Raw genomic sequence first — 21,559 nt, 5'->3', positions numbered from 1 at the left:
GAGCCTCCTAGTACTTAGCTTGCTAACCAATCTTATTTAGTAAGCTAACAATCATGCGAGAGGCAGGCAACCAAGAGACGGGCGAACCAGCGGCCGGTCCCGCGCCCGATTGCGCCCCCGAGGCGGGCGTGGAAGACCTGGCCCAGGCCGCCGACCGGCTCTTCTACGCCATGCGGCGCTCGCGGGCCGCCACCGTCGGCCAGTCCGCGGTCGGTCTGTCCATGTCCCAGGTGGCCCTGCTCGACCCCCTGGCGCAGGACGCCGAGGGGGACGGCCTGCCGGTCGGCCGCCTCGCGGCCGGCGCCGAGGTCAGCGTGCCCACCGCGACCCGCATGCTCCAGCAACTGGAGGCCAAGGGCGTGATCACGCGGCGTCGCTCGCCGCAGGACGAGCGCCAGGTCCTCGTCCGCCTCACCGAAGAAGGCGCCGAACGCCTCACCGCGATGCGGACCGAGCTACGGGCGCGCCAGTACGAGGCGCTGTCGCAGTTCACCCCGCAGGAGCGCCGCGCCCTGGCCGCGCAACTGCACCGCCTGACCGGCATGATCAGCGCAACCATCCCGGGCCCGGCGGGAACCCCATAGCAGCGGCGGCCTACTGGGGGTTGGTGCCCCGTCCGCGCGTCGCGGCGTGGCGGGCGCGGTGGTTGGCGACATTGGCGCGGTTGCCGCACAGGCCGGGCATGCAGTAGCGACGGCTACCGGGCCGGGTGGTGTCGATGAACACTCCACGGCAGGTGGGCGCGGTGCACGGGCGGAACCGCTGCTCGCCGAGGGTGTGTACGGCCCCGAGGATGCCCATGCCGCAGATCAACGAGAGGGCGTCGGCGACGGTTGCTCCGTCCCGGAGCGGGGCGGCCCAGCGGGTGCGGTTCTCGCGCCCGGGATCGGGAATCAGGGTGGTGCCCTGGGCGGGCGAGGTGAGCGCGGTGGCACCGGCGATGAGGTGATCGCGGTCGGGGTGATCGATCAGATCGCGCACCGTCACCCGAAGTGCGTGGACCGCACGCAGCTCGGCTGGGCGTGCGCGGCGGGCGAGCTCGGACAGCCCATCGCGAACGCCCTCGTCTCCGGACTGACCGCCGAGCAGATCGGCGAACGCGACGAGGGCGGCCAGGTCGGGCAGGTGGTCGTCGCCGCGCCAGACCTCGGCAGTGGTGTTGACCAGCTCGGTCGCGACCCCAGCCGCCCAGACGTAATCGTCCAACGCCACTTGCATCCTTGACGAACCTCTCGCTACCTTCGGCTAAAAGCGACTTTACCCCTTACGCATGCGAGCCGGTGGGCGGGACCGGGGGCGGGTGGTGACTGCCGCCGCCCGTGCCCCCTGCCGTGGCTTCATCCAGGAGATCGCCCATGTCAGAGCTGGAGATCGATGCCCTCGTCTTCGACGTGCTCGGCACGCTCGTCGACGAACCCGCCGGTATCCACGCCGGTATTCATGAACTCGCCCCGTCAGCCGCGTCAGCCCCGTCGCTCGACGACTGCAGGGTCGATGAGCTTCTGTCGCTGTGGCAGCAGCACATCGACCGCGAGCAGCGCCGCGTCCTCGACGGCGACCGCCCCTACCTCACCAGCGACGCCCTCGACCAGGAGGCCGCCCGGCTCGTCGCCGACGCCGCCGGAGTCGACGACCCGGCCGCCGTAGCGGCGCTGGCCCTGTCCGGCCGTCGGCTCCCGCCGTGGCCCGACACGGTGGCGGGGCTCGCCCGCCTCGCCGAACGGTTCCCGCTGATCGGGCTCTCCAATGCGAGCCGTACGGCGCTGCTGGGACTCAACGCCCATGCCGGACTGCGCTGGCACCAGGCCCTGTCCGCCGAAGACGCCCGGACCTATAAGCCGGACCCAGCCGTCTACCAACTGGCCGTCACCGTTTCCGGACGACCGCCGGAGCGGCTGCTGATGGTCGCCGCCCACGCCTGGGACCTGCGTGGAGCGCAGCGCCTCGGCCTGCGCACCGCCTACGTCGCCCGCCCCGTAGGCGACCCGCCCACCGCCTCGGACCGCTTCGACGTGCACGCGGACGACCTGGCCGACCTGGCCGACCAACTCGACAAGCTCCAGGGCGCTTGATCCATTACAGGGCTCAGACCATTACGGGGCTCAGGCGATACCCCGCTTCGCGCGCTCGGCATCGATGAGCTCTTCCATGAGCTCCTCAGGATCCACCATCCATTCGGGATCGTAGAGGTCGTCATGGTCCTGCCCGCTGAGAGAGAGCCCCAACTCGGCCAGCCGGGCGGACAGTTGGGAGAACGCCGACGGGGTGTCGTCGGGCTCGTCGTGGTAATGGGCTCTGTCCGCGGCACACGCTTCGGCCAGCGTGCTGCCCGCCATGCTCCAGTACGAGAACTCGGTGTCCAGCTCGATGACGGGCCAAGGACCGTCCGTGGGCTCGTCGGGGTGCAGCCAATAGCCGATCCAGCCCTTGCCGCCTTCCGCGACGAGCTTGACGTACTTGGCCATCTCGGCGGCTCCGGCGTTGATGGCCTGCATCTCGGGGTCGGCGCGTTCCTTTTCGCTGAGATAGCTGGTGTCGAGGAGTGGATGGAGCTGATCGGATTCGAAGAATCTGAGGTCGAGAAGGGCACGGAATTCGGTGCGGTTCTCCCACTGCGCCACCAGCATCGTGTGCAGGTCGTCGGGGATCGGACGACCGTCCAGCCGCTCACGGGAGAACGTCGCGAGCCGTTCTTCGAACATGGTCCCTCTTCACTCGTTCACTCGTCGAAGCAAGCTGATCCGATGACCTTAAGGGCACCCTCGGACAACCGACCTTCACGCCGTGAGGAGTGCTCAGTCCCGGAACGAACCGTCATCCCGGCGCGAGTGCCGTGACAGCAGGTGCTTGCACTGCGGGCAGTGCCGCCTGAACCCCTTCTTGATCAGATAGCTGATGCCGATCGTCACCACATGCATCAGCCCCACCGCCGCGTTCTGGAACAGCCGCCCCAGCCACGACCTCGTACACGTCTCACAGTCCCGGCAACCGTCCGCCATGGCGCGTTCCCCCACTCGTCATCCGTTGTGCCCGTGCTGACCCGCTCTGTAGAACCAGTGTGCGCAATGGAGAACGCGGACCGGGCGCCAACTGCCGCCCCACCGCCGGGTTGTGACCGCCCCAGATCGCGCCCAGCACACAGTTGTGACATCGCGGATCACTTCGGACCGCCCGCCCGTACATCCATGCCGTGCACACCAAATTCCGCACCATGCACGCCTCTTGACGTGGACGCGTCGCTACGCGTCACTGATAGGAACCTTTCCTATCAGTCTGTCCGGAGGAAACCCTGTGGCGCCCATCCCCCGCAGACCGCGCCGAGCGGTCGGTGCCTTCCTGGCCGCGGCCACCGCGGCCTTAACCATCACGCTGCCGAACATCAGCGCGGCCCAGCCCTCCGACGCGAAGGCCGCCGCCGCATCCGTGCGGTACGAGGCCGAGTCCGCGGTCATCTCCGAGGGCGCGGCCGAGTCCAACCACGCCGGCTACTCCGGCTCCGGATTCGTCAACTTCGACAACGCGGCCGGGACCTACGTCGAGTTCACGGTGAACGCCCCGGCCGCGGGCAGCGCCACCCTGACCCTCGGCTACGCCAACGGCACAGCCGCCGACCGCCCGCTGGACATCGCCGTCAACGGCGACCAGGCGGTGGACCACCTGGCGTTCCCGTCCACCGACACCTGGACCGGCTGGTCGTCCGTGACCACCACCGTCACCCTCAAGGCCGGTGCCAACACCATCCGCACGACCTCGGCGGCGGCCGAGGGCGGCCCCAACCTCGACTACATCGACGTCACCGCCGCCGACGGACCGGCCGGAACCGACTACGAGGCCGAATCCGCCAAGATCTCCCAGGGCGCCGTCGAGTCCAACCACGACGGCCACTCCGGCACCGGATTCGTCAACTTCGACGTCGTCACGGGCGCCTACGTCGAATTCACCGTCGACGCGGCACAAGCCGGCCCCGCCCGGCTCGACTTCCGCTACGCCAGCGCCTCCGCCGACCGCCCGCTCGACATCGCCGTCAACGGCGGCACCGTCGCCGACGACCTCTCCTTCCCGGCGACCGGCGCCTGGACCACCTGGAAGACGGTCAGCGTGAACGCCACGCTCAAGGCCGGCGGCAACACGGTCCGCGCGACCACCTCCGGCGCCGACGGCCCCAACCTCGACAAGCTGACCGTCACCCCGACCGGCCCCGCCGACACCGAGCGGCCCACCGCCCCCGCGAACCTGCGCAAGGACAAGGAGCCGACGGCCACCACCGTCTCGCTGGCCTGGGACGCGTCCACCGACAATGTCGGCGTCACCGGCTACGACGTCTATCAGCACGGCCAGTTGATGAAGAAGGTCGGCGCGGACGTCCTCGCGGCGACCGTCGAGAACCTCGACCCCGAGACCTCGTACGACTGGACCGTCTTCGCGCGGGACGCGGCCGGGAACGCCTCCGAGGCATCCAACGCCGTCACCATCGCGACCCTGCCCGCGCCGCCCGACACCGAGCCGCCGACCGCCCCGGCCAACCTGACCTCCCCCTCGAAGACGGCCACCACCGTCGATCTGGGCTGGTCCGCGTCGAGCGACAACGTCAAGGTCACGGGCTACGAGATCTACCGCGACGGCGTGCTGTCCGGCACCTCGGAGACCACCTCCACCAGCGTCGCGGGCCTGATTCCGAACACCGCGTACGCCTTCAAGGTCAGGGCGTACGACCTCAAGGGCAACAAGTCCCCCTTCACGCCCGAGATCACGGTGACCACCTCCGGAAGCCAGCCGGGCGGCACCCCCGACCCCGGCACGGTCAGCACCATCGCGAGCGGCGTGGACGTGGCCTGGGGCCTGGGCTTCCTGCCCGACGGCACCGGCATCTTCACCGAGCGCAACACCTTCAACGTCTACAAGCTGACCAAGTCCGGCACGAAGACCCTGGTCGGCAAGGTGCCCAACTCCCAGACCACCGGCGGCGAAGGCGGTCTGCTGGGCCTCGAGATCTCCCCGACCTTCGCCACCGACCACTACCTCTACTTCGTGCACACCTCCAGTGAGGGCAACCGCATCGCCCGGATGACGCTGGAGAACAACACCCTCAGCGGCTACAAGGTGCTGCTCCAGGGCATGGAGAAGAGCCGCTTCCACAACGGCGGACGGCTGCGCTTCGGCCCCGACGGCAAGCTGTACGCCTCCATGGGCGACGCCCAGACCGAGTCGCGGGCGCAGGACCGGAACTCGCTCAACGGCAAGATCCTCAGGATCAACCCCGACGGCTCGATCCCGTCCGACAACCCCTTCGGCAACGCCGTCTGGTCGCTGGGCCACCGCAACCCGCAGGGCCTGGACTTCGACTCCAAGGGCCGCCTGTGGGAGTCCGAGTTCGGCAACAGCGTCATGGACGAGGTCAACCTCATCCAGAAGGGCGGCAACTACGGCTGGCCCAACTGCGAGGGCACCAGCGGCGATTGCTCGGACTCCGACTACATCGCGCCGAAGAAGACCTGGTCGACCTCCTCGGCCTCACCCAGCGGGCTGACGATCATCAATGACCATGTCTTCGTCGCCACCACCGTGGGGAAGCGCGTCTACCGGATGCGCATCGACTCCGCCGCCAACCTCGTCGAGCAGAAGACGTACTTCCAGGGGACCTACGACCGGCTGCGTACGGTCGAGGTCGACCACGACGGTGACATCTGGCTCACCACCTCCACCGACAAGGACGGCACCGACGGCAACGACCGCATCCTGCGGATCGACATCGTCTACTCGGACGACGGCACCGCCGGTGAGTTCAAGCTGAGCAGCAGCGCCTTCAAGGACAACGCGACCATCCCGGAGCGCCACACCTGCGCCGGCGACGGAACCGCGGGCCAGGACCCCTCACCGCCGCTGGCCTGGGGCGCCGGAACCACCGGCGCACGCGGCTGGGCCATCGTCTTCGCCGACGTCGCGAACAGCGGCAACAAGCTCCACTGGGCGATCTGGGACATCCCGGCGGCCAAGCTCTCCCTGCCCGAGGCGCTGGGATCCGGATTCAACGTCCCAGGCCAGGACGGCGCCAAACAGAAGGCCATGGGCAGCGGCGCCAACGCCCAGCAGTACTTCGGCCCCTGCCCCGGCGGTTCGACCCATCCGTACACCTTCACGCTCTACGCCCTGAACAGCGCGACCGTGCCCGGGATCAACTCCGGCTCGTCGATGGCCCAGATCGAGACGGCGATCAAGAACGCGAGCACGGCGAACGTGAAACTGCGCGGCAACTCGGACGCGGGAACGTAACCGTTGAGATGACGTAGGGGTGGCCGGAGAGGTCCTCTCCGGCCACCCCTCATTCGTCCACCGGGTCGCGCAGCTCGAACCAGATGTGCTTGCTGGTGGGGCGCAGCCCGTGCTCCCAGGTGACGCCCCATGCGTAGGCCAGCTCCTGCATCAGGAACAGCCCCCGGCCGCCCTCCTCGTCGGGCGCCGCGTCGCGGGGGTACGGGTGGCGGTCCGGGGAGCCGTCGCGTACGGCGATCGTCGCGATGCGGTCGCGGACGAGGGTGTCGATGTGGATCAGTTGGGTGTTCGTGTGCCGGTTGACGTTCGTCACGGCCTCGGAGACCAGGAGTTTCGCCGTGTCCGCGAGGTCGTGCAGGTCGTTGGCCTGGAGGAGGGCGGCGATGGCGTCCCGGCAGACCCTGGGGCTCTTGGGGGAGTTGGGGGCGCTGAGGCGGTAGGCGTACGGGGGTTCGGTGACTGCGGCGACTTCGGGCATGAGGGTGCTCCCAACGCGGTGCGTGATTGGTTCGATGCGCTGCGCTACCAGGACCATACGGCATTCGGATGCAGCTATGCAGCGTAGTTCGCTGCCTTCATGCAACCGATCGTGGATTCGAGTAATGTCGCAGACGCACTGTGTGATGAAGTGGGCAAGGGGAGGGTGTGCACATGCCGCAGAAGGCAGCCCCAACCGCACGACAGCGCCGCGTTGGCGCGGAGTTGCGCAAGATGCGTGAGCACGCCGGGATAACGGTGGCCCACGCGGCTCAGCAGCTGGGTGCCGAGGGTGCACGGGTCAGCAACATGGAGTCGGGGCGCCTGGGTGTGAGCGAGGAACGCGTCAGGATGCTGGCCGCCGTCTACTCATGGGGCGACCAGGCGTATGTTGACGCTCTCGCAGCCATGGCCACCGAGCGTGGCCGAGGCTGGTGGGATGAGTATCAGGGCAAGATGGCTGCCAGCGCCCTTGACCTGGCCGAGCTCGAATTCCGAGCCGTGAGCTTGCGCGCCGTGCAGATCATGCACATCCCGGGTCTGCTGCAGACTGAGGACTACGCGAAGGCGGTGTTCTCGATCGCCGAGCCGGAACCCACCCCCGCGCAACTGCGGGTCAGCCTGTCCTTCCGGTTGCGCCGTCGCGATGTCCTGGATCGGGACGATCCGCCGCCGTGCACCTTCCTGATTCACGAAGCTGCGCTGAGGATGGAGTTCGGTGGGGCCAAGGTGGCCCGTGCTCAGCTGGAGCGTGTCCTTGAGGCATCGGAGCGGGACAATGTCACGGTGCGAGCCATCCCCTTCTCCGCCGGAGGGTTTCCCAACGCCGGGGTCTCGGCTGCCTATGTGTGTGGGGCGGTCCCGCAATTGGATACGGTGCAGCTCGACGCGCCCACCGGTGTGATGTTCCTTGACGGAGAGACCCACCTCGCCAACTACCGGCGGATTCTCGATCGGACGGAAGAGCTGTCCCTCACACCCGAAGACACGCGCGATTTCATTCACGCCATCGCGCCCTGACTCTGAAGGCATGGAGATGTCCCACATACAGTGGCGGAAGTCCTCCTACTCGGCGGACGCCCCGGACAACGCCTGCGTGGAGCTGGCCCACGCCCCCGACGCCGCGATCCTCCTCCGCGAGAGCGACGAACCCCAGACCGTGATCGCCACCACCCCCGCCGCCCTCCGGGCGCTTACCCGGGCCGTGAAGGCAGGGCGGTTCGATCATCTGTCCCGCTAGGGGACAATGGGCGCCATGAGTCTGTTCCGCGACGACGGCATCGTGCTGCGCACCCAGAAGCTGGGCGAGGCGGACCGGATCATCAGCCTCCTCACCCGCAACAACGGCCGCGTCCGCGCCGTCGCGCGGGGGGTGCGGCGGACGAAGTCGAAGTTCGGGGCGCGGCTCGAACCGTTCAGCCACGTCGACGTGCAGTTCTTCTCGCGCGGCGGTGGCGAGCTGATCGGCCGCGGGCTGCCGCTGTGCACGCAGAGTGAGACGATCGCGCCGTACGGTGGGACGATCGTCACCGATTACGCCCGCTACACCGCCGGTACGGCCATGCTGGAGACGGCCGAGCGGTTCACCGACCATGAGGGCGAGCCCGCCGTACAGCAGTATCTGCTGCTCGTCGGCGCCCTGCGCACCCTGGCCGCCGGGGAGCACGAGCCGCATCTCGTCCTGGACGCGTTTCTGCTCCGCTCGCTCGCGGTCAACGGTTACGCACCGAGTTTCGATGACTGCGCCAAGTGCGGGATGCCCGGTCCGAACCGGTTCTTCTCGGTCGGCGCGGGCGGGGTCATCTGCGGAGAGTGCCGGGTGCCCGGAAGCGTCGTACCCTCGGCGGAGTCGCTGACGCTGCTGGGCGCGCTGCTGACGGGGGACTGGGCGACGGCGGACGCGTGTGAGCTGCGGCATGCCCGGGAGGGCAGCGGGCTCGTGGCGGCGTATTTGTCCTGGCACCTGGAGCGGGGACTTCGGTCGCTGCGGTACGTAGAGAAGTAGCAGCACAGGCAGTAGCACAGAGAGCAAGAGCTGAGGGAGACGTGGCAGGCATGGCAGGACGCGGGTTTCTGGGCCGACAGCGGCGGGAGTACCGGATCCCGGAGCCGCACCCGTCCGGCGCCCGGCCGCCGAAGATCCCCGGTGAGCTGGTGCCGCAGCACGTGGCGTGCGTGATGGACGGGAACGGCCGCTGGGCCAAGGAGCGCGGGCTGCCGCGCACCGAGGGGCACAAGGTTGGCGAGGGCGTCGTGCTGGACGTGCTCAAGGGCTGCCTCGAGATGGGCGTGAAGAACCTCTCCCTCTACGCCTTCTCGACCGAGAACTGGAAGCGCTCGCCCGACGAGGTGCGCTTCCTGATGAACTTCAACCGCGATGTCATCCGCCGCCGCCGCGACGAGATGGACGCGATGGGCGTACGGATCCGCTGGGCGGGCCGGATGCCGAAGCTGTGGAAGTCGGTGGCGCAGGAGCTCCAGGTCGCCCAGGAGCAGACCAAGGACAACGATGCCATGACGATGTACTTCTGCATGAACTACGGCGGCCGGGCGGAGATCGCGGACGCGGCGAAGGCGCTGGCGGAGGACGTCCGGTCGGGGCGGCTCGATCCGTCGAAGGTGAACGAGAAGACGTTCGCGAAGTACCTCTACTACCCGGACATGCCGGATGTGGATCTCTTCCTGCGCCCCTCGGGCGAGCAGCGGACGTCCAACTACCTGATCTGGCAGAGCGCGTACGCCGAGATGGTGTACCAGGACGTGCTGTGGCCGGACTTCGACCGCCGCGACCTGTGGCGGGCGTGCCTGGAGTACGCCTCGCGGGACCGCCGCTTCGGCGGGGCGATCCCGAACGAGGACCAGTTGAAGAAGGACGACTCCCCGTCCGAGTAAGCGCGCAGGCGGCGTGAGCGGCGGCCGCTTGGTCCGCCGCCGCCACGCCTATTCCGCCGCCACGATGCGCTCCACCGCGGCCGCCACCAGCCGGTCCCGCTCCGCCTCCGTGAAGACGTCCGGCAAGGTGAGCTGCTCGACGATCAGCCAGTTCAGAGCCATTATCAGCAGCTTGACGGCCATGGCGTCGCCGGGGAGCCCCGACGCCTCGTGGTAGGCGACGTTGGCATCGACGTCGGCCCGCACCCGCTCGGTGAGGACCTTACGGAGCGCGGGGCGGCGGGTGGCCTCGAGGCGGAGCTCCAACAGGGCCAGATAGCCGGTGCGGAACGAGGCGACGCGGCCGACGAGTTCACGCATCAGCTCCACGTAGGTCTCCCGGTCGCGGCCTGCCGCCCGCTGGCGGGCGATCGTGGCCTCGTCGGGCTGGAGCCGCTCATAGACACGGGCGCCGGCCTGGGTGAGCAGATCGTCGCGGTTGGCGAAGTAGTTGGACGCCGTACCGGCGGGGACGGCGGCCTCGGTGTCCACCGCCCGGAAGGTCAGGCCGCGTGCGCCTTCCCTGGCCAAGACCTCGATCGCAGCGTCGACGAGTGCGGCGCGCCGCTCGTCGTTCCGTCTCACCATTGACACCACTCCGTCTGTAGTACTACGTTCTAACCACTTCAGTCAGAGTACTACAGGTGGAGCTGCCAACAATGCGAAAGCTCGTGTACTACGTCGCCGTCACGCTCGATGGTCGCATCGCCGGTCCCGGCGGTGAGTACGACTTCTACTTCGCCGGCGACGAACGGCAGTCCGCCGCCTACTCGGCCTGGACCAACACGCTGTTTCCCGACACGGTCCCGACCGCCCACCGCGCCGCGGTCGGCCTGACCGACACGCCCAACCGGCACTTCGACACCATCATCATGGGCCTCGGCGCCTACCGCCCCGCCCTGGACGCGGGGATCACCAGCCCGTACGCGCATCTGCGCCAGTACGTGGTGTCCAGCACCCTCAAGCCCGACATCGACCCGGCCGTCACCGTCGTCCCGGGCGATCCGCTCGCCCTCGTACGCGAGCTCAAGCGGGAGGAGGGCACCGGGCTGAACGTATGGCTCTGCGGTGGTGGCAAGCTGGCGGGTGCACTGCTGCCCGAGGTCGACGAGCTGGTGATCAAGAACTACCCGGTCGTCGCCGGTGCCGGGGTCCCGGCCTTCGACGGCGCCTTCGACCCCACCGTCTTCGACGTCGCCGAGCGCACCGCCTTTCCCGGCGGCGTCACCCTCACCCACCTCACGCGCCGCTAGCCATGGCGCTCAGCGCTCTTTACTCGTTGTAGGGCCCACATTGAACGGTCCATGATGCTCGCCGCCCTAGCCTGGAAGCTTTGTACGACAAACGCTCAACGGGGGAGGCGTCGCATGGGCGGCGGCAGCGGCAGCGGCGGCGGGCACGGCGGCGGCAAGGTCCTGGACATCAAGGTGGCGGACATCAAGTCCGTCGCGCCCACCTTCCACCACCAGTCGGTGAAGCTGAGTGAGGCGCTGACCAAGCTGATCACGACGCTGGACGGCTATGGGGAGCCGTGGGGGGACGACAAGCCCGGTAAGGACTTCGGCAAGCAGTACAAGCCGAACCAGAAGCACATCGAGTCGGCGGCCGGCATTCTCGTCCTCGGGCTGACCAGCATCTATGAGGCGATGAACGACATGGCCGATGGCCATGTCGACAACGACAAGCTCATCGAGGGCATGTTCACCAAGGCCAAGCATGGCTCCGGCCATGACCAGGGTCCGGGCGCGGGCGGCCATCGGTGAGTTTCGGCAGCGAGATCGAGGAGAAGGCCAAGGCCCTCCTCATGAAGCTGGGCATGTGGTGGCCGGACGCCAACTCCGGCACTCTTCGCCACGCGGCCGACGCCTGGCGGACGTTCGCCGACAGCGTGGACGATGTGCGGGTCGCGACCGACAAGGCGGCCACGACGCTCATCCACCACAACAAGGGCGAGGCGATCGACGCCTTCGAGACCTTCTGGGGGCGTTACGCCAAGGGCAAGGGCGAGGGCTGGCTGAGCAACCTCGCCAAGTCCGCCCGGAACATGGCCAAGGCGCTGGACAAGTTCGCCGGCACCGTCGATGACGCGATCGAGAAGCTGTGGACGCAGATCAGCATCGATGCCGTCGCGCTCGTCGGCGGCGGGCTGCTGACCATCGTCACCGGGGGTGCCTCCGACGGGGTGGCGGCGGAGATCATCGCCATGGCCGCCGGTCTGGGCGTCGCCGTGGAGGAAGCGGTCGCTGTCATCGCCGCGGAGATGCTGACGGGCGCGGTCTTCACCAGCGTGCTGTCGGTGACGATCGACGCGGCGGTGGCCCAGCCGGTGAAGATCGCCCTGGGGCAGCAGAAGGGCTTCAGCCTGGACGAGGTCAACCAGGCCGCCAAGGACGGCATGATCGACGGCGGGATCTTCGGCGCCGGGCTGGGGGTGCTCAAGCCCGGTGTGATGCCGAAGCTCACCGGCGTCCCGGACCTGCTCAAGCCCCCGAAGGTGCCCTCGCTGCGCCCGAACCTGGTCGAGGAGGGCCCGGCCGCCCGCCCGGCCAGGAAGTGCCCGTGTACGGGTGAGCCGATCGACATCGCGACCGGCGCGATGTTGATGGAGCACACCGATCTGACGCTGCCCGGTTCGCTGCCGTTGGTCTTCGAACGCACCCATGTGTCCTCGTACCGGGGCGGGGTGTGGTTCGGCCCGACCTGGGCCAGCCTGCTGGACGAGCGGATCCAACTCGACGCGGAGGGCGTGGTGTTCGCCGCCGCGGACGGGATGCGGCTGGTGTACCCGGTGCCGGAGCCCGGGGTGCCGACGCTGCCCGCGAAGGGCGCGCGGTGGCCGCTGGAATGGGATGGCAAACCGGACGGCGTCATGACGGTCACCGATCCGGAGGCAGGTGTGGTGCGGACGTTCGTCCGCCCCGCCGCCACGGAGGAGCCGGGCGCGGTCCATCTGCCGCTGGAGAGCCTGCAGGACCGCAATGGCGCCCGCATCGACATCGAACGCGCCCTGAGCGGCGCCCCGTTGGCCGTCCGCCACTCCGGGGGCTACTACCTGGCCGTCGACACCGAGGGCCAGCGGGTCACCGCACTCCGGCTCCTCGATGAACCGCCGTCGATCTATGCCCCCGGGCAGAGCCGCGAGGGCGGCACGGTGGTGATGCGCTACGGCTACGACGAAGCGGGCAACCTTACGGAGGTCATCAACTCCAGCGGCACGCCCCTGCGCTTCACCTACGACGCCCAGGGACGGGTGACCTCCTGGACCGACCGCAACGGCACGTCGTTCCGGTACGTGTATGGGCCGGACGGAAAGGTGGTGCGCACCGAGGGCAGCGACGGCGTCTACAACGGCGGCCTGGAGTACGACGACGCGGCGCGGACGACGGTCTACACGGACTCGCTGGGCCACCGCACGACGTACCGCTACAACGCCGACGGGCAGTTGATCGAGGAGACCGATCCGCTGGGCCACACCACGCTGACGGAGTGGGACACGCGCGGCGACCGTAAGGTCGCGATGACGGATCCCCTGGGGCGCACGACGCGCTACGGGTACGACGAGGACGGCAACCTGACCGGCGTCACCCTCCCGGACGGGGCGCGGGCGAAGGCCACGTACAACGCGCTGTGCCTGCCGCTGGAGGTCACCGAGCCGGGCGGCGGCACGTGGCGCCACGCATACGACGACACGGGCAACCTGACCGCCACCACCGACCCGGCGGGGTCGACCACCACCTACGCCTACACCGACCGGGGCCACCTGTCCCAGGTGACGGACGCACTGGGCCACAGCCGCCGCATCGCATGCGGCCCGGCGGGACTGCCGATCGCTGTTGTGGATCCCCTCGGCCACACCACGAGCGTCCGCCGGGACACCTTCGGCCGGATCGTGGAGGCGACGGACCCCCTGGGCCACACCACCCGCATGGGCTGGACGACCGAGGGCAAACCGGCGTGGCGGGAGGAGCCGGACGGGGCCAGGGAGAGCTGGACCTGGGACGGCGAGGGCAACCTCCTCACCCACACGGACCCGGCGGGCCACACCACCCACCAGACCTCCACCCACTTCGACGTCCCCGCCACCCGCACCGAGCCGGACGGCGCGACGTACGCCTTCGCCTACGACACCGAGCTGCGCCTGACCGAGGTCACCAACCCCCAGGGCCTGACCTGGACCTACACCTACGACCCGGCGGGCCGCCTCACCTCCGAGACCGACTTCAACGGCCGCACCCTCGCCTACACCCACGACCCGGCTGGCGACCTGCTGACCCGGACCAACGGCGCGGGCGAGACGCTGCGTTTCACCCGGGACGCGCTGGGCCGTGCCGTCGAGCAGCGGGACGCCGCGGGCGAGACCACGACCTTCGCCTACAACGCTGTCGGCCAACTGGCCCAGGCGACCAACGCGGACGCCGAGCTGACCATCGAACGCGATGCGCTGGGTCGCGTCCTGTCAGAAACGGTCAACGGCCGCACGACGACGTACGCGTATGACGCGGTGGGCCGCCGCACCGAACGCACGATGCCGTCCGGCCTGACGAGCGCCTGGACCTACGACGAGGCAGGCCGCCCCACCGCACTGCGTACGGGGACGGCCGGCACCCTGACGTTCACCTACGACGCGGCGGGCCGAGAGACGGAACGCCGCGTGGGCGAGGCGGTGAAACTGACTCAGACCTGGGACACGGCAGACCGCCTCACGGCACAAACGATCGGCGAGGGCCGCGACAGCGAGGCGAACCGGGTCCTCCAACACCGCTCCTACGCCTACCGCGCGGACGGCTACCTCACCGAGATCCGCGAACTCACCTCCGGAACCCGTCGCTTCGACCTGGACCCGGTAGGCCGCGTGACGGGGGTTCACGCCCACGGCTGGACCGAGACGTACGCCTACGACACGGCAGGCAACCTCACCCACGCAACGGCCCCGGAGCACGACACCCCCGGTGACCGCAGCTTCACCGGCACGATCATCCACAGCGCGGGCCGTAAGACCTACGAACACGACGCCCAGGGCCGCCTGACCAGCCGCACCCGCAAACTCCTCAACGGCCAGACCCGCACCTGGACGTACACCTGGAACGCCGAAGACCGCCTGACCGACGTGACGACGCCCGAAGGCGACCACTGGCACTACACCTATGACCCGCTGGGCCGTCGCATATCCAAACAGCGTCTGGCCGAGGACGGCACGGTCGCCGAATCGGTGGACTTCACCTGGGAAGACACCCGCCTGGCGGAACAGTCCACCCCCGAGGGCAAGCACACCACCTGGGACTACGCCCCAGGCACCCACCGCCCCCTCACCCAAACCGACCACACCCCGCTGATCCGGAAGCCCGGCGCATCCCTCATCGAGAAATTCACGGGCGCCGATGACGAGACGCCACCCGGCTTCCACGCCATCATCACGGACTTGGTCGGCACCCCAACAGAACTGGTCACCCCCGACGGAGACCTGTCCTGGCAACACCGCACCACCCTCTGGGGCACCCACTTCCCCTCCCGGGCGAGCACCTCAACGGTCGACTGCCCCCTCCGCTTCCCCGGCCAATACGCCGACCCCGAAACGGGCCTGCACTACAACTACTTCCGCCACTACGACCCAGAAACGGCCCGCTACGTCACCCCCGATCCGCTGGGCCTGGATCCCGCCCCCAACCATCACGGATATGTCACCAATCCGTCCGGCTGGGCTGATCCAGCCGGTCTTCAGCGTTGTCCGCAGGATGCTTTGGATAAGGCTTACGAACTGGACAACACTCCACGCAAGCTGGAGCATGTAATCGACCCTCCCAAGCACGGCTTCGACGACATTGTCAAGAATTCGGGAGGGAGGGAACAGGCTTTCAGGCGTATCGTCAATAGCTTGGGCGAGAAGGATGATTTGCCGGATGCCGGCGGGTTCGTGGTCAAGCGTACGATCGACGGCGAGGTCGTGACGATTCGCGGAGCCATGGTGAAGGGTGTGCCACGAGTAGGCACGGCGTTCATCGAAGACAAGTTCCCCGGAGGGAAATGATGGCGGCAGTCGAGCACCCGCCCAGGCATCTACAGGCGGCTGAAATTAGTGTACTGAAGAAGGTCCTTTCGGTGCAATTCCCGGGCGCTGAGCAGTTGAGGCAGCAGCTCCCTCAAACGCGCGTCGTCGGTCGCTGGGGTAGTGATTCCCCCAGCGTAGACCTCGAAGTGGTGGAGCCTTTCCCGCGAGCGGAGGTCTCCGATGGGGTGATTCCCGCCATTGGCGCGGTGAAGGATTCCTCCGGAGAATTGGTCGGCGAACTGCTGCTATGGGTGAGTGATGGGTGTCTGTCGGCTCTGGAGTACTCCTGGTATACCGACGAGGCTCCGGTGGTGCTGCCTGGCCCGCACGATGTGACCGTTGCTGTGGAGCAGTGAGGGAGGGCGCGTGGATGGCATCGCGGTTCTGGCGAGGGTGATTTCCACCGGTCGGCTTCACGACGTCAGTATCGGTTCGCCCATTGGAGGGGTCGATCAGGCGCTGAAAGTCGACTTCATTGACGTGGTCGACGAAGAGTACGGAATGCTCCGCAGGGACTACGGATTCGTGGAGCTCTACTTCTCCGGCGGTCCGGGGAAGTGGAGCATGACCAGCGGCATGATCGAACTGCATCGGCTCGCGGCTGATGACCAGGGCATGGCGGCGGAATGGCGCCGGGATACGGACGTGGAGTTCCCGGAGTGCTGCTCCTGGAGCGAGCTGCGGGAGGAGCTGTCGCGAACCCCCGACGCGCCCGATCTCGATCTTCGCCCTCAAGGCGGCTATCTCGAATACCGCGCACCGGAGACCAAGGTCTCCGTGCTGGTGGTGGACAACCAGGAGGAGCGTGACGACTGCCCGGGGCATGGGGACGTCTGGAGCGTGAGCCTTGGCTGATGGAGTTCGGAGGGGCCGCATTCGCCAGGCGACGGGCATCGGACTGTCGGCCCGGGCCGCATCCGCGCTGCGGAAGTCCGACTCCCGCAGCGCGGATCGCCGTCAGTACCCGGCTTCCTCGACACCCGCGCGGGCACCCCATGCCCGGGAAGCGGCGACAGCACCCACCGCCGTCGCGGCCAGCGCGGCGCTGACCCACACCGCGCCCCGGTAGTCGCCCGTCGTCTCCGTCACGACGCCCGCGGCCAACGGGCCCAGGAAGGCACCCGTGTTCAGCGCGACCGTGGCGAACGAGCCGCCCAGCGAAGGGGCCTGGGCGGCCGTGTGCATGACGCGGGTGACGAGGGTTGAGCCGATGCCGAACGACAGGCCGCCCTGGAGGATCGTCGCGATGAAGAGCGGGGCCGTATAGGGGCTGGCCAGCGCCAGCAAAGCCCAGCCCACAGGCAGGGTGAACAGTGCGAGGAGCAGGCCCCTCCCGAACCCGCCGTCGGCCCTACGGCCGGCCGTGGTGACCCCCACGAAGGCGCCCACCCCGAACGCGGCGAGAAGGGCGGGGACGGCGGCGTCGGGGAGGTGGGTGATGTCCGTGGCGATGACGGCCAGGTAGGCGAAGGTCGCGAAGGTCGCCCCGTTGACCACGGCCGCCAGGACCATGGCCCACTGCACCGGGCGCGCCGCCACCACACGCGCTTCCCGCCTGATCGACACATCCTCCCGACCCGCCGCGTCGGCGGGTGCCTGGCGGAAGACCAGAGCCAGCGCGGGCAGGCACAGGGCCGCCACGGCCCAGAACGCGGAACGCCAGCCGGACCACTCCCCGAGCAACGCCCCCGCGGGGACACCCGCGACGCACGACAGCGTGACCCCGGACAGCAGAACGGCGGTGGCCCTGGCGTGCCGCGCCGTCGGTACGAGGGCCGTCGCGACGGACATCGCGACCGCCAGGAAACCGGCGTTGGCGATCGCGGCGACGATACGAGTACCGAAGAGCACGGCGAAGTCCGTCGTCACCGCGCCGATCACATGCACCACCACGAACGCCGTCAGAAACGCCGCCAGGGCCCTCCGCCGTGGCCATCGCGCGCTCAGCGCGGCCATCACCGGGGCGCCGACGATCATCCCGATCGCGTATGCGGACGTCAGGCTCGCCGCGGCTCCCACCGATACGGAGAGGTCGCGGGCGATGCCCGGTACGAGACCGGACAGCATGAACTCGGATGTTCCTTGCGCGAAGACAGCGAGGGCGAGGACATAAAGGAAAACAGGCAAGAGGTCGACTCCAGCGAAGAGCGGATGCGGGCAAGAACAGCCGCGTGCTGGATGTCGGACTACGCCATGACGAGCCATGAATACGTCATGACTACGCCATGGATACGGCGAGCCCGAAACGGAACCAGACACACGGAGTCGTGTCCGGTCGCTGGAAGCGAGATCGACCCAAAAGTCAGGTCAGCGGTTCAGACAACTACTCGCCGCCGAACGACCGGCGGCTCCGCTCTGTCTGATTCAGGGCTCGTCACGTCGGGCACCGTATCCACAACCCCAGACGGAGATCAATTCGGAGCGGGGCGGTTGCCAACCCCGCGACGTGAAGATCAACCCTGCGCAGCCTTCGCCGCCGCGCAGTCGCCGCAGGTGCCGAAGATCTCGATCGTGTGGGCCACGTCCACGAAGCCGTGCTCGGCGGCGATCGCGTCGGCCCACTTCTCGACGGCGGGGCCCTCCACCTCCACCGCCTTGCCGCAGGCGCGGCAGACCAGGTGGTGGTGGTGCTCCTCGCTGTTGCAGCGGCGGTAGACCGCCTCGCCCTCCGTGGTGCGGAGGACGTCGACCTCGCCGGCGTCGGCGAGGGACTGGAGGGTGCGGTAGACGGTGGTCAGGCCCACCGAGTCGCCTCGGTGCTTGAGCATGTCGTGGAGCTCCTGCGCACTGCGGAACTCGTCCACCTCGTCCAGTGCTGCCGCCACCGCGGCGCGCTGCCTGGTGGACCGGCCGCGTACTGGGGGACCCGCGGTCACCACAGCTGCCTCCTCAACCTCACATGCTCCGTCGCTCTCAGGGCTCTCTCCGCGCCCACTGCGTCTTCTGCCCGGCCATTGTGCCAGTTATCGCTCGGGGGACGGACGAGAGCGACAGACTGGGTGGCCGAGTGTGCGAGTACGTGGACTATACGAGTGTCGTCGTTAGTCGTTATACGAGTACATCGTCCCTCACCGTGCACCCTTCCCCGGCCGCGGCCACCCGTTGAGCGCGTCGTTTCGCCAGGGGCGCGGCCAGGGCCGTGATCACGGCGAAGACGCCGATGGCGAGGACGACGATGCTCGCGCCGGGCGGGACGTTCTTGTAGAAGGAGAAGACCGTGCCGGACAGGGTCACCACGACGCCGATGGTGATCGCCAGCGCGAGCGTCATCGCGAAGCCCCGGGTGGCCTGCTGGGCGGCGGCGACCGGGACCACCATCAGGGCGCTGACCAGGAGCAGGCCGACGACGCGCATGGCGACGGTGACCGTGACGGCCGCGGTGACGGCCAGCAGCAGGTTGAGCGTGCGCACCGGAAGGCCGGTCACCCGGGCGAACTCCTCGTCCTGGCACACCGCGAAGAGCTGGCGGCGCAGCCCCAAGGTGATCAGTACGACGAATGCGGCGAGGAGGGAGATCGCGACGACGTCCTCGGGGGAGACCGTGGTGATCGAGCCGAAGAGATAGGTGGTGAGGTTGGCGTTGGAGCCGGTCGGCGAGAGGTTGATCAGCAGCACACCGCCCGCCATCCCGCCGTAGAAGAGCATCGCGAGCGCGAGATCGCCACGGGTCTTGCCGTACCAGCGGATCAGCTCCATGGCGATCGCGCCGAGGGCGGAGACGGCGACGGCGGTCCACACGGGGTTGGCGCCGGTCAGGAAGCCGAGGGCGACGCCGGTAAGGGCGACATGGCCGATCCCGTCGCCCATGATCGCCTGGCGGCGCTGGACGAGGTAGATGCCGACGGCGGGCGCGGTGATGCCCACCAGGACGGCGGCGAGCAGGGCCCGCTGCATAAAGGCGTAGTCGAGGATCTCGAGCATCTCAGGTCAGCAACCCTGTCCGGATCGGTTCGGCGTCGGGCGCCGCATGGGGATGGACGTGATCGTGGCCGGGCAGCGCGTGCTGGCCCACGGCCTTGGGCGGCGGTCCGTCGTGGACCACGCAGCCGTCGCGGAGCACCACCGCGCGGTCGATCAGCGGCTCCAGCGGGCCGAGCTCATGGAGGACGAGGAGGACCGTGGCACCGGCGGCGACCTGCTCGCGAAGGGTGCCCGCGAGGATCTCCTGGCTGGCGAGGTCGACCCCGGCCATCGGCTCGTCCATGATCAGCAGTTCCGGTTCGCCCGCGAGGGCGCGAGCGATCAGCACGCGCTGGTGCTGACCGCCGGAGAGGGCGCTCACCGGGTCCCGGGCGCGGTCGGCCATGCCGACGAGCTCCAGGGCCCGCTGAACGGCCGCCCGGTCCGCCTTGCGCGGCGGGGCGAACCGGCGCCGGGCCAGCCGGCCCGCCGAGACGACCTCGCGTACGGTCGCGGGGACGCCGCTGGCGGCGGTGGTGCGCTGCGGTACGTAACCGATCCGGGCCCAGTCGCGGAAACGGCGGCGGGGGGTGCCGAAGAGGGCCAGCTCACCGCCGGTGAGCGGCACCTGGCCGACGATGGACCGTACGGCGGTGGACTTGCCCGAGCCGTTTGCGCCGAGCAGCGCCACGACCTCGCCGCGGCGGACGGTCAGATCGATACCGCGCAGCACGGGGCGGCCACCGAGGGTGGCGGTGGCGCCGCGCAGGGATATGGGGTCGGCGGTCGGTGCTGAGGTCGGGGCCGGATGTGTGGGTGCCTCGGGTCCTGGATGCGGGGGCGCGGTCGGGGCTATGTCCGGTTCCTCGGTTTCCATGGGTTCCTCGGTCGCCATCGTTTCCTCGACCTCCGTGGGGTGGTCCGTCACTTGGTGCCCAGCGCCTTCTGCAGGGCCTTCAGGTTGGATCGCATGACCTGGATGTAGTCGTCACCCTTGGACTTGTCGCCGATGCCCTCGATGGGATCGAGCACATCGGTCCGCAGATGGAGATCGCCCGCCAGCGTCTTCGCCGTCCGGTCGCTCACGAGGGTTTCGAAGAAGACGGTGTTGACCTTGTCCTTCTTGGCGACGCTGTGCAGCCCCTTGATCCGGGCCGGGCTGGGCTCGGATTCGGGGTCGAGGCCGGAGATCGCCTCCTGCCGCAGACCGTAGCGCTCGGCGAGATAGCCGAAGGCGGCGTGGGTCGTGATGAAGGTGTCCGACGAACGGTCCTTCAAACCGCTCCGGAAGTCCTGATCGAGCGTGGTCAGCTCCTTGACCAGGGCGGTGGTGTTCTTCTTGTACGTCGTGGCGTGATCGGGGTCGGCCTTCTCCAGCGCCTTGCCGACACCCTTGGCGACCTGGGCGTAGCGCACCGGGTCCAGCCAGATGTGGGGGTCGGCGGCGGCGTCGCCGGAGTGGGCGTGGCCCTCGTGCCCTTCCTCACCCTCGCCCCCATGACCGCCTTCGCCCCCGTGGTCATGGTCGCCCTCGACCTCGGTGCCGTGGTCCTCCAGCGTGGTGTACGAGGCGGCGTCGGCGACGTGCTTCGGCTCGGCCTGTCCGATGGCCCGGTCGACGGAGGGCTGCAGCCCCTTGAGGTAGACCACCAGGCCCGCCTTGCTGAGATCGGCGGTCTGCCGGGGGCTGATCTCCAGATCGTGCGGTTCGACGCCGGGCTTGGTCAGGGAGGACACATGGATGGCGGTCCCGCCGATCCGCTGGGCGAGGAACTGCAGGGGATAGAACGACGCCACCACGTCCAGCTTGCCGTCCGTCCTTCCGTCGCCAACGTTGGAGGAGCAGGCTGTGAGGGTGGTCAGGCCCAGTGCGGCGGCTCCGACGAGGGCGGTCGTGGGCCTGAGGCGGCGTATGTTCATGACTCTCATTTTCAA

General features: G+C 68.7%; 22 protein-coding genes. 12 read left to right on the top strand and 10 right to left on the bottom strand.

What is annotated here, in order from left to right:
• The first annotated feature begins 53 nt into the window (after positions 1–53).
• A complete protein-coding gene (locus CGL27_RS17510; RefSeq protein ID WP_240450536.1) occupies positions 54–584 on the top strand; it encodes a MarR family transcriptional regulator in 531 nt (176 codons plus the stop codon).
• 10 nt (positions 585–594) lie between these two features.
• On the opposite strand, the gene CGL27_RS17505 is transcribed toward CGL27_RS17510, so the two are convergent.
• Positions 595–1,212, bottom strand: coding sequence for a CGNR zinc finger domain-containing protein (locus CGL27_RS17505; RefSeq protein ID WP_119988254.1), 618 nt, complete (start codon positions 1,210–1,212; stop codon positions 595–597).
• 143 nt (positions 1,213–1,355) lie between these two features.
• On the opposite strand from CGL27_RS17505, the gene CGL27_RS17500 reads away from it, so the two are divergent.
• Positions 1,356–2,072 (top strand): haloacid dehalogenase type II, encoded by a 717-nt coding sequence (locus CGL27_RS17500; protein ID WP_119988252.1) that lies wholly within the window; start codon positions 1,356–1,358, stop codon positions 2,070–2,072.
• A 30-nt stretch (positions 2,073–2,102) separates the two neighbouring features.
• Here the strand turns inward: CGL27_RS17500 and CGL27_RS17495 are convergent, their stop codons facing one another.
• Together CGL27_RS17495 and CGL27_RS17490 are read right to left on the bottom strand one after the other, a co-directional pair.
• Positions 2,103–2,702, bottom strand: a complete 600-nt coding sequence (locus tag CGL27_RS17495) for a hypothetical protein (protein WP_119988249.1) — start codon at positions 2,700–2,702, stop codon at positions 2,103–2,105.
• 93 nt (positions 2,703–2,795) lie between these two features.
• Positions 2,796–2,999, bottom strand: a complete 204-nt coding sequence (locus CGL27_RS17490) for a hypothetical protein (protein WP_078641331.1) — start codon at positions 2,997–2,999, stop codon at positions 2,796–2,798.
• Positions 3,000–3,291: 292 nt separating this feature from the next.
• Here CGL27_RS17490 and CGL27_RS53165 point away from each other — a divergent pair, with 292 nt between their 5' ends.
• Entirely contained in the window at positions 3,292–6,270 is a 2,979-nt protein-coding gene (locus tag CGL27_RS53165; RefSeq protein WP_119988246.1) for a PQQ-dependent sugar dehydrogenase, read from the top strand.
• 49 nt (positions 6,271–6,319) lie between these two features.
• Here the strand turns inward: CGL27_RS53165 and CGL27_RS17480 are convergent, their stop codons facing one another.
• The gene (locus tag CGL27_RS17480) at positions 6,320–6,748 is read right to left on the bottom strand and encodes an ATP-binding protein (protein ID WP_119988244.1); all 429 of its coding nucleotides are present in this window, start codon (positions 6,746–6,748) and stop codon (positions 6,320–6,322) included.
• Between the two features lie 173 nt (positions 6,749–6,921).
• On the opposite strand from CGL27_RS17480, the gene CGL27_RS17475 reads away from it, so the two are divergent.
• The 4 genes from CGL27_RS17475 to CGL27_RS17460 are packed head-to-tail and all read left to right on the top strand — an operon-like array spanning position 6,922 to position 9,639.
• Positions 6,922–7,767 (top strand): helix-turn-helix transcriptional regulator, encoded by an 846-nt coding sequence (locus tag CGL27_RS17475; protein WP_119988242.1) that lies wholly within the window; start codon positions 6,922–6,924, stop codon positions 7,765–7,767.
• Positions 7,768–7,783: 16 nt separating this feature from the next.
• A complete protein-coding gene (locus tag CGL27_RS17470) occupies positions 7,784–7,987 on the top strand; it encodes a DUF397 domain-containing protein (protein ID WP_119988239.1) in 204 nt (67 codons plus the stop codon).
• Positions 7,988–8,002: 15 nt separating this feature from the next.
• On the top strand, positions 8,003–8,752 hold the full coding sequence (gene recO / locus CGL27_RS17465) for a DNA repair protein RecO (protein WP_078641327.1): 750 nt from the start codon (positions 8,003–8,005) through the stop codon (positions 8,750–8,752).
• 50 nt (positions 8,753–8,802) lie between these two features.
• Complete coding sequence (locus CGL27_RS17460; RefSeq protein ID WP_078641326.1) at positions 8,803–9,639, top strand: isoprenyl transferase; 837 nt, start codon at positions 8,803–8,805, stop codon at positions 9,637–9,639.
• A 48-nt stretch (positions 9,640–9,687) separates the two neighbouring features.
• Here CGL27_RS17460 and CGL27_RS17455 read toward each other — a convergent pair whose 3' ends face one another.
• Positions 9,688–10,266: a TetR/AcrR family transcriptional regulator gene (locus CGL27_RS17455; RefSeq protein WP_078641325.1), complete on the bottom strand. Its 579-nt coding sequence runs from the start codon at positions 10,264–10,266 to the stop codon at positions 9,688–9,690.
• Between the two features lie 71 nt (positions 10,267–10,337).
• Here CGL27_RS17455 and CGL27_RS17450 point away from each other — a divergent pair, with 71 nt between their 5' ends.
• From CGL27_RS17450 to CGL27_RS17430, 5 genes are all read left to right on the top strand, one after another.
• Positions 10,338–10,931 (top strand): dihydrofolate reductase family protein, encoded by a 594-nt coding sequence (locus CGL27_RS17450; RefSeq protein WP_119988237.1) that lies wholly within the window; start codon positions 10,338–10,340, stop codon positions 10,929–10,931.
• Positions 10,932–11,045: 114 nt separating this feature from the next.
• The gene (locus tag CGL27_RS17445) at positions 11,046–11,441 is read left to right on the top strand and encodes a hypothetical protein (protein WP_119988235.1); all 396 of its coding nucleotides are present in this window, start codon (positions 11,046–11,048) and stop codon (positions 11,439–11,441) included.
• Between the two features lie 41 nt (positions 11,442–11,482).
• Positions 11,483–15,703 (top strand): DUF6531 domain-containing protein, encoded by a 4,221-nt coding sequence (locus CGL27_RS17440; RefSeq protein ID WP_119994433.1) that lies wholly within the window; start codon positions 11,483–11,485, stop codon positions 15,701–15,703.
• The gene (locus tag CGL27_RS17435) at positions 15,703–16,080 is read left to right on the top strand and encodes a hypothetical protein (RefSeq protein WP_205587713.1); all 378 of its coding nucleotides are present in this window, start codon (positions 15,703–15,705) and stop codon (positions 16,078–16,080) included. The genes CGL27_RS17440 and CGL27_RS17435 overlap by 1 nt, the downstream gene beginning before the upstream one ends.
• A 10-nt stretch (positions 16,081–16,090) precedes the next feature.
• A complete protein-coding gene (locus tag CGL27_RS17430; RefSeq protein ID WP_119988232.1) occupies positions 16,091–16,579 on the top strand; it encodes a hypothetical protein in 489 nt (162 codons plus the stop codon).
• 102 nt (positions 16,580–16,681) lie between these two features.
• Here the strand turns inward: CGL27_RS17430 and CGL27_RS17425 are convergent, their stop codons facing one another.
• The 5 genes from CGL27_RS17425 to CGL27_RS17405 all read right to left on the bottom strand — a co-directional run bounded on the left by CGL27_RS17425 (position 16,682) and on the right by CGL27_RS17405 (position 21,544).
• Entirely contained in the window at positions 16,682–17,851 is a 1,170-nt protein-coding gene (locus CGL27_RS17425) for a Cmx/CmrA family chloramphenicol efflux MFS transporter (protein ID WP_119988229.1), read from the bottom strand.
• A gap of 326 nt (positions 17,852–18,177) precedes the next feature.
• Positions 18,178–18,603 carry a Fur family transcriptional regulator gene (locus tag CGL27_RS17420; RefSeq protein WP_014060591.1) on the bottom strand — a complete coding sequence of 142 codons (426 nt, stop codon included), beginning with the start codon at positions 18,601–18,603 and terminating at the stop codon, positions 18,178–18,180.
• A gap of 169 nt (positions 18,604–18,772) precedes the next feature.
• Positions 18,773–19,645 carry a metal ABC transporter permease gene (locus CGL27_RS17415; RefSeq protein WP_078641318.1) on the bottom strand — a complete coding sequence of 291 codons (873 nt, stop codon included), beginning with the start codon at positions 19,643–19,645 and terminating at the stop codon, positions 18,773–18,775.
• Position 19,646: 1 nt separating this feature from the next.
• Positions 19,647–20,519, bottom strand: coding sequence for a metal ABC transporter ATP-binding protein (locus tag CGL27_RS17410; protein ID WP_240450988.1), 873 nt, complete (start codon positions 20,517–20,519; stop codon positions 19,647–19,649).
• Between the two features lie 29 nt (positions 20,520–20,548).
• Positions 20,549–21,544 (bottom strand): metal ABC transporter substrate-binding protein, encoded by a 996-nt coding sequence (locus CGL27_RS17405; protein ID WP_119988225.1) that lies wholly within the window; start codon positions 21,542–21,544, stop codon positions 20,549–20,551.
• Positions 21,545–21,559 lie beyond the last annotated feature (15 nt).

Origin of the sequence: Streptomyces sp. 11-1-2, assembly GCF_003595545.1 — a bacterium.
Classification (GTDB): Bacteria; Actinomycetota; Actinomycetes; order Streptomycetales; family Streptomycetaceae; genus Streptomyces; species Streptomyces hygroscopicus_B.
This window is presented reverse-complemented; position numbering and strand designations above follow the sequence as displayed.

Excerpts from the sequence above, each read along its gene's own strand:
- CGL27_RS17510 (WP_240450536.1), top strand. The coding sequence starts at position 54 with ATGCGAGAGGCAGGCAACCAAGAGACGGGCGAACCAGCGGCCGGTCCC.
- CGL27_RS17500 (WP_119988252.1), top strand. The coding sequence starts at position 1,356 with ATGTCAGAGCTGGAGATCGATGCCCTCGTCTTCGACGTGCTCGGCACG.
- CGL27_RS17495 (WP_119988249.1), bottom strand. The coding sequence starts at position 2,702 with ATGTTCGAAGAACGGCTCGCGACGTTCTCCCGTGAGCGGCTGGACGGT.
- CGL27_RS17490 (WP_078641331.1), bottom strand. The coding sequence starts at position 2,999 with ATGGCGGACGGTTGCCGGGACTGTGAGACGTGTACGAGGTCGTGGCTG.
- CGL27_RS17480 (WP_119988244.1), bottom strand. The coding sequence starts at position 6,748 with ATGCCCGAAGTCGCCGCAGTCACCGAACCCCCGTACGCCTACCGCCTC.
- CGL27_RS17475 (WP_119988242.1), top strand. The coding sequence starts at position 6,922 with ATGCCGCAGAAGGCAGCCCCAACCGCACGACAGCGCCGCGTTGGCGCG.
- CGL27_RS17470 (WP_119988239.1), top strand. The coding sequence starts at position 7,784 with ATGTCCCACATACAGTGGCGGAAGTCCTCCTACTCGGCGGACGCCCCG.
- recO (WP_078641327.1), top strand. The coding sequence starts at position 8,003 with ATGAGTCTGTTCCGCGACGACGGCATCGTGCTGCGCACCCAGAAGCTG.
- CGL27_RS17460 (WP_078641326.1), top strand. The coding sequence starts at position 8,803 with ATGGCAGGACGCGGGTTTCTGGGCCGACAGCGGCGGGAGTACCGGATC.
- CGL27_RS17455 (WP_078641325.1), bottom strand. The coding sequence starts at position 10,266 with ATGGTGAGACGGAACGACGAGCGGCGCGCCGCACTCGTCGACGCTGCG.
- CGL27_RS17450 (WP_119988237.1), top strand. The coding sequence starts at position 10,338 with ATGCGAAAGCTCGTGTACTACGTCGCCGTCACGCTCGATGGTCGCATC.
- CGL27_RS17445 (WP_119988235.1), top strand. The coding sequence starts at position 11,046 with ATGGGCGGCGGCAGCGGCAGCGGCGGCGGGCACGGCGGCGGCAAGGTC.
- CGL27_RS17440 (WP_119994433.1), top strand. The coding sequence starts at position 11,483 with ATGAAGCTGGGCATGTGGTGGCCGGACGCCAACTCCGGCACTCTTCGC.
- CGL27_RS17435 (WP_205587713.1), top strand. The coding sequence starts at position 15,703 with ATGGCGGCAGTCGAGCACCCGCCCAGGCATCTACAGGCGGCTGAAATT.
- CGL27_RS17415 (WP_078641318.1), bottom strand. The coding sequence starts at position 19,645 with ATGCTCGAGATCCTCGACTACGCCTTTATGCAGCGGGCCCTGCTCGCC.
- CGL27_RS17410 (WP_240450988.1), bottom strand. The coding sequence starts at position 20,519 with ATGGCGACCGAGGAACCCATGGAAACCGAGGAACCGGACATAGCCCCG.
- CGL27_RS17405 (WP_119988225.1), bottom strand. The coding sequence starts at position 21,544 with ATGAACATACGCCGCCTCAGGCCCACGACCGCCCTCGTCGGAGCCGCC.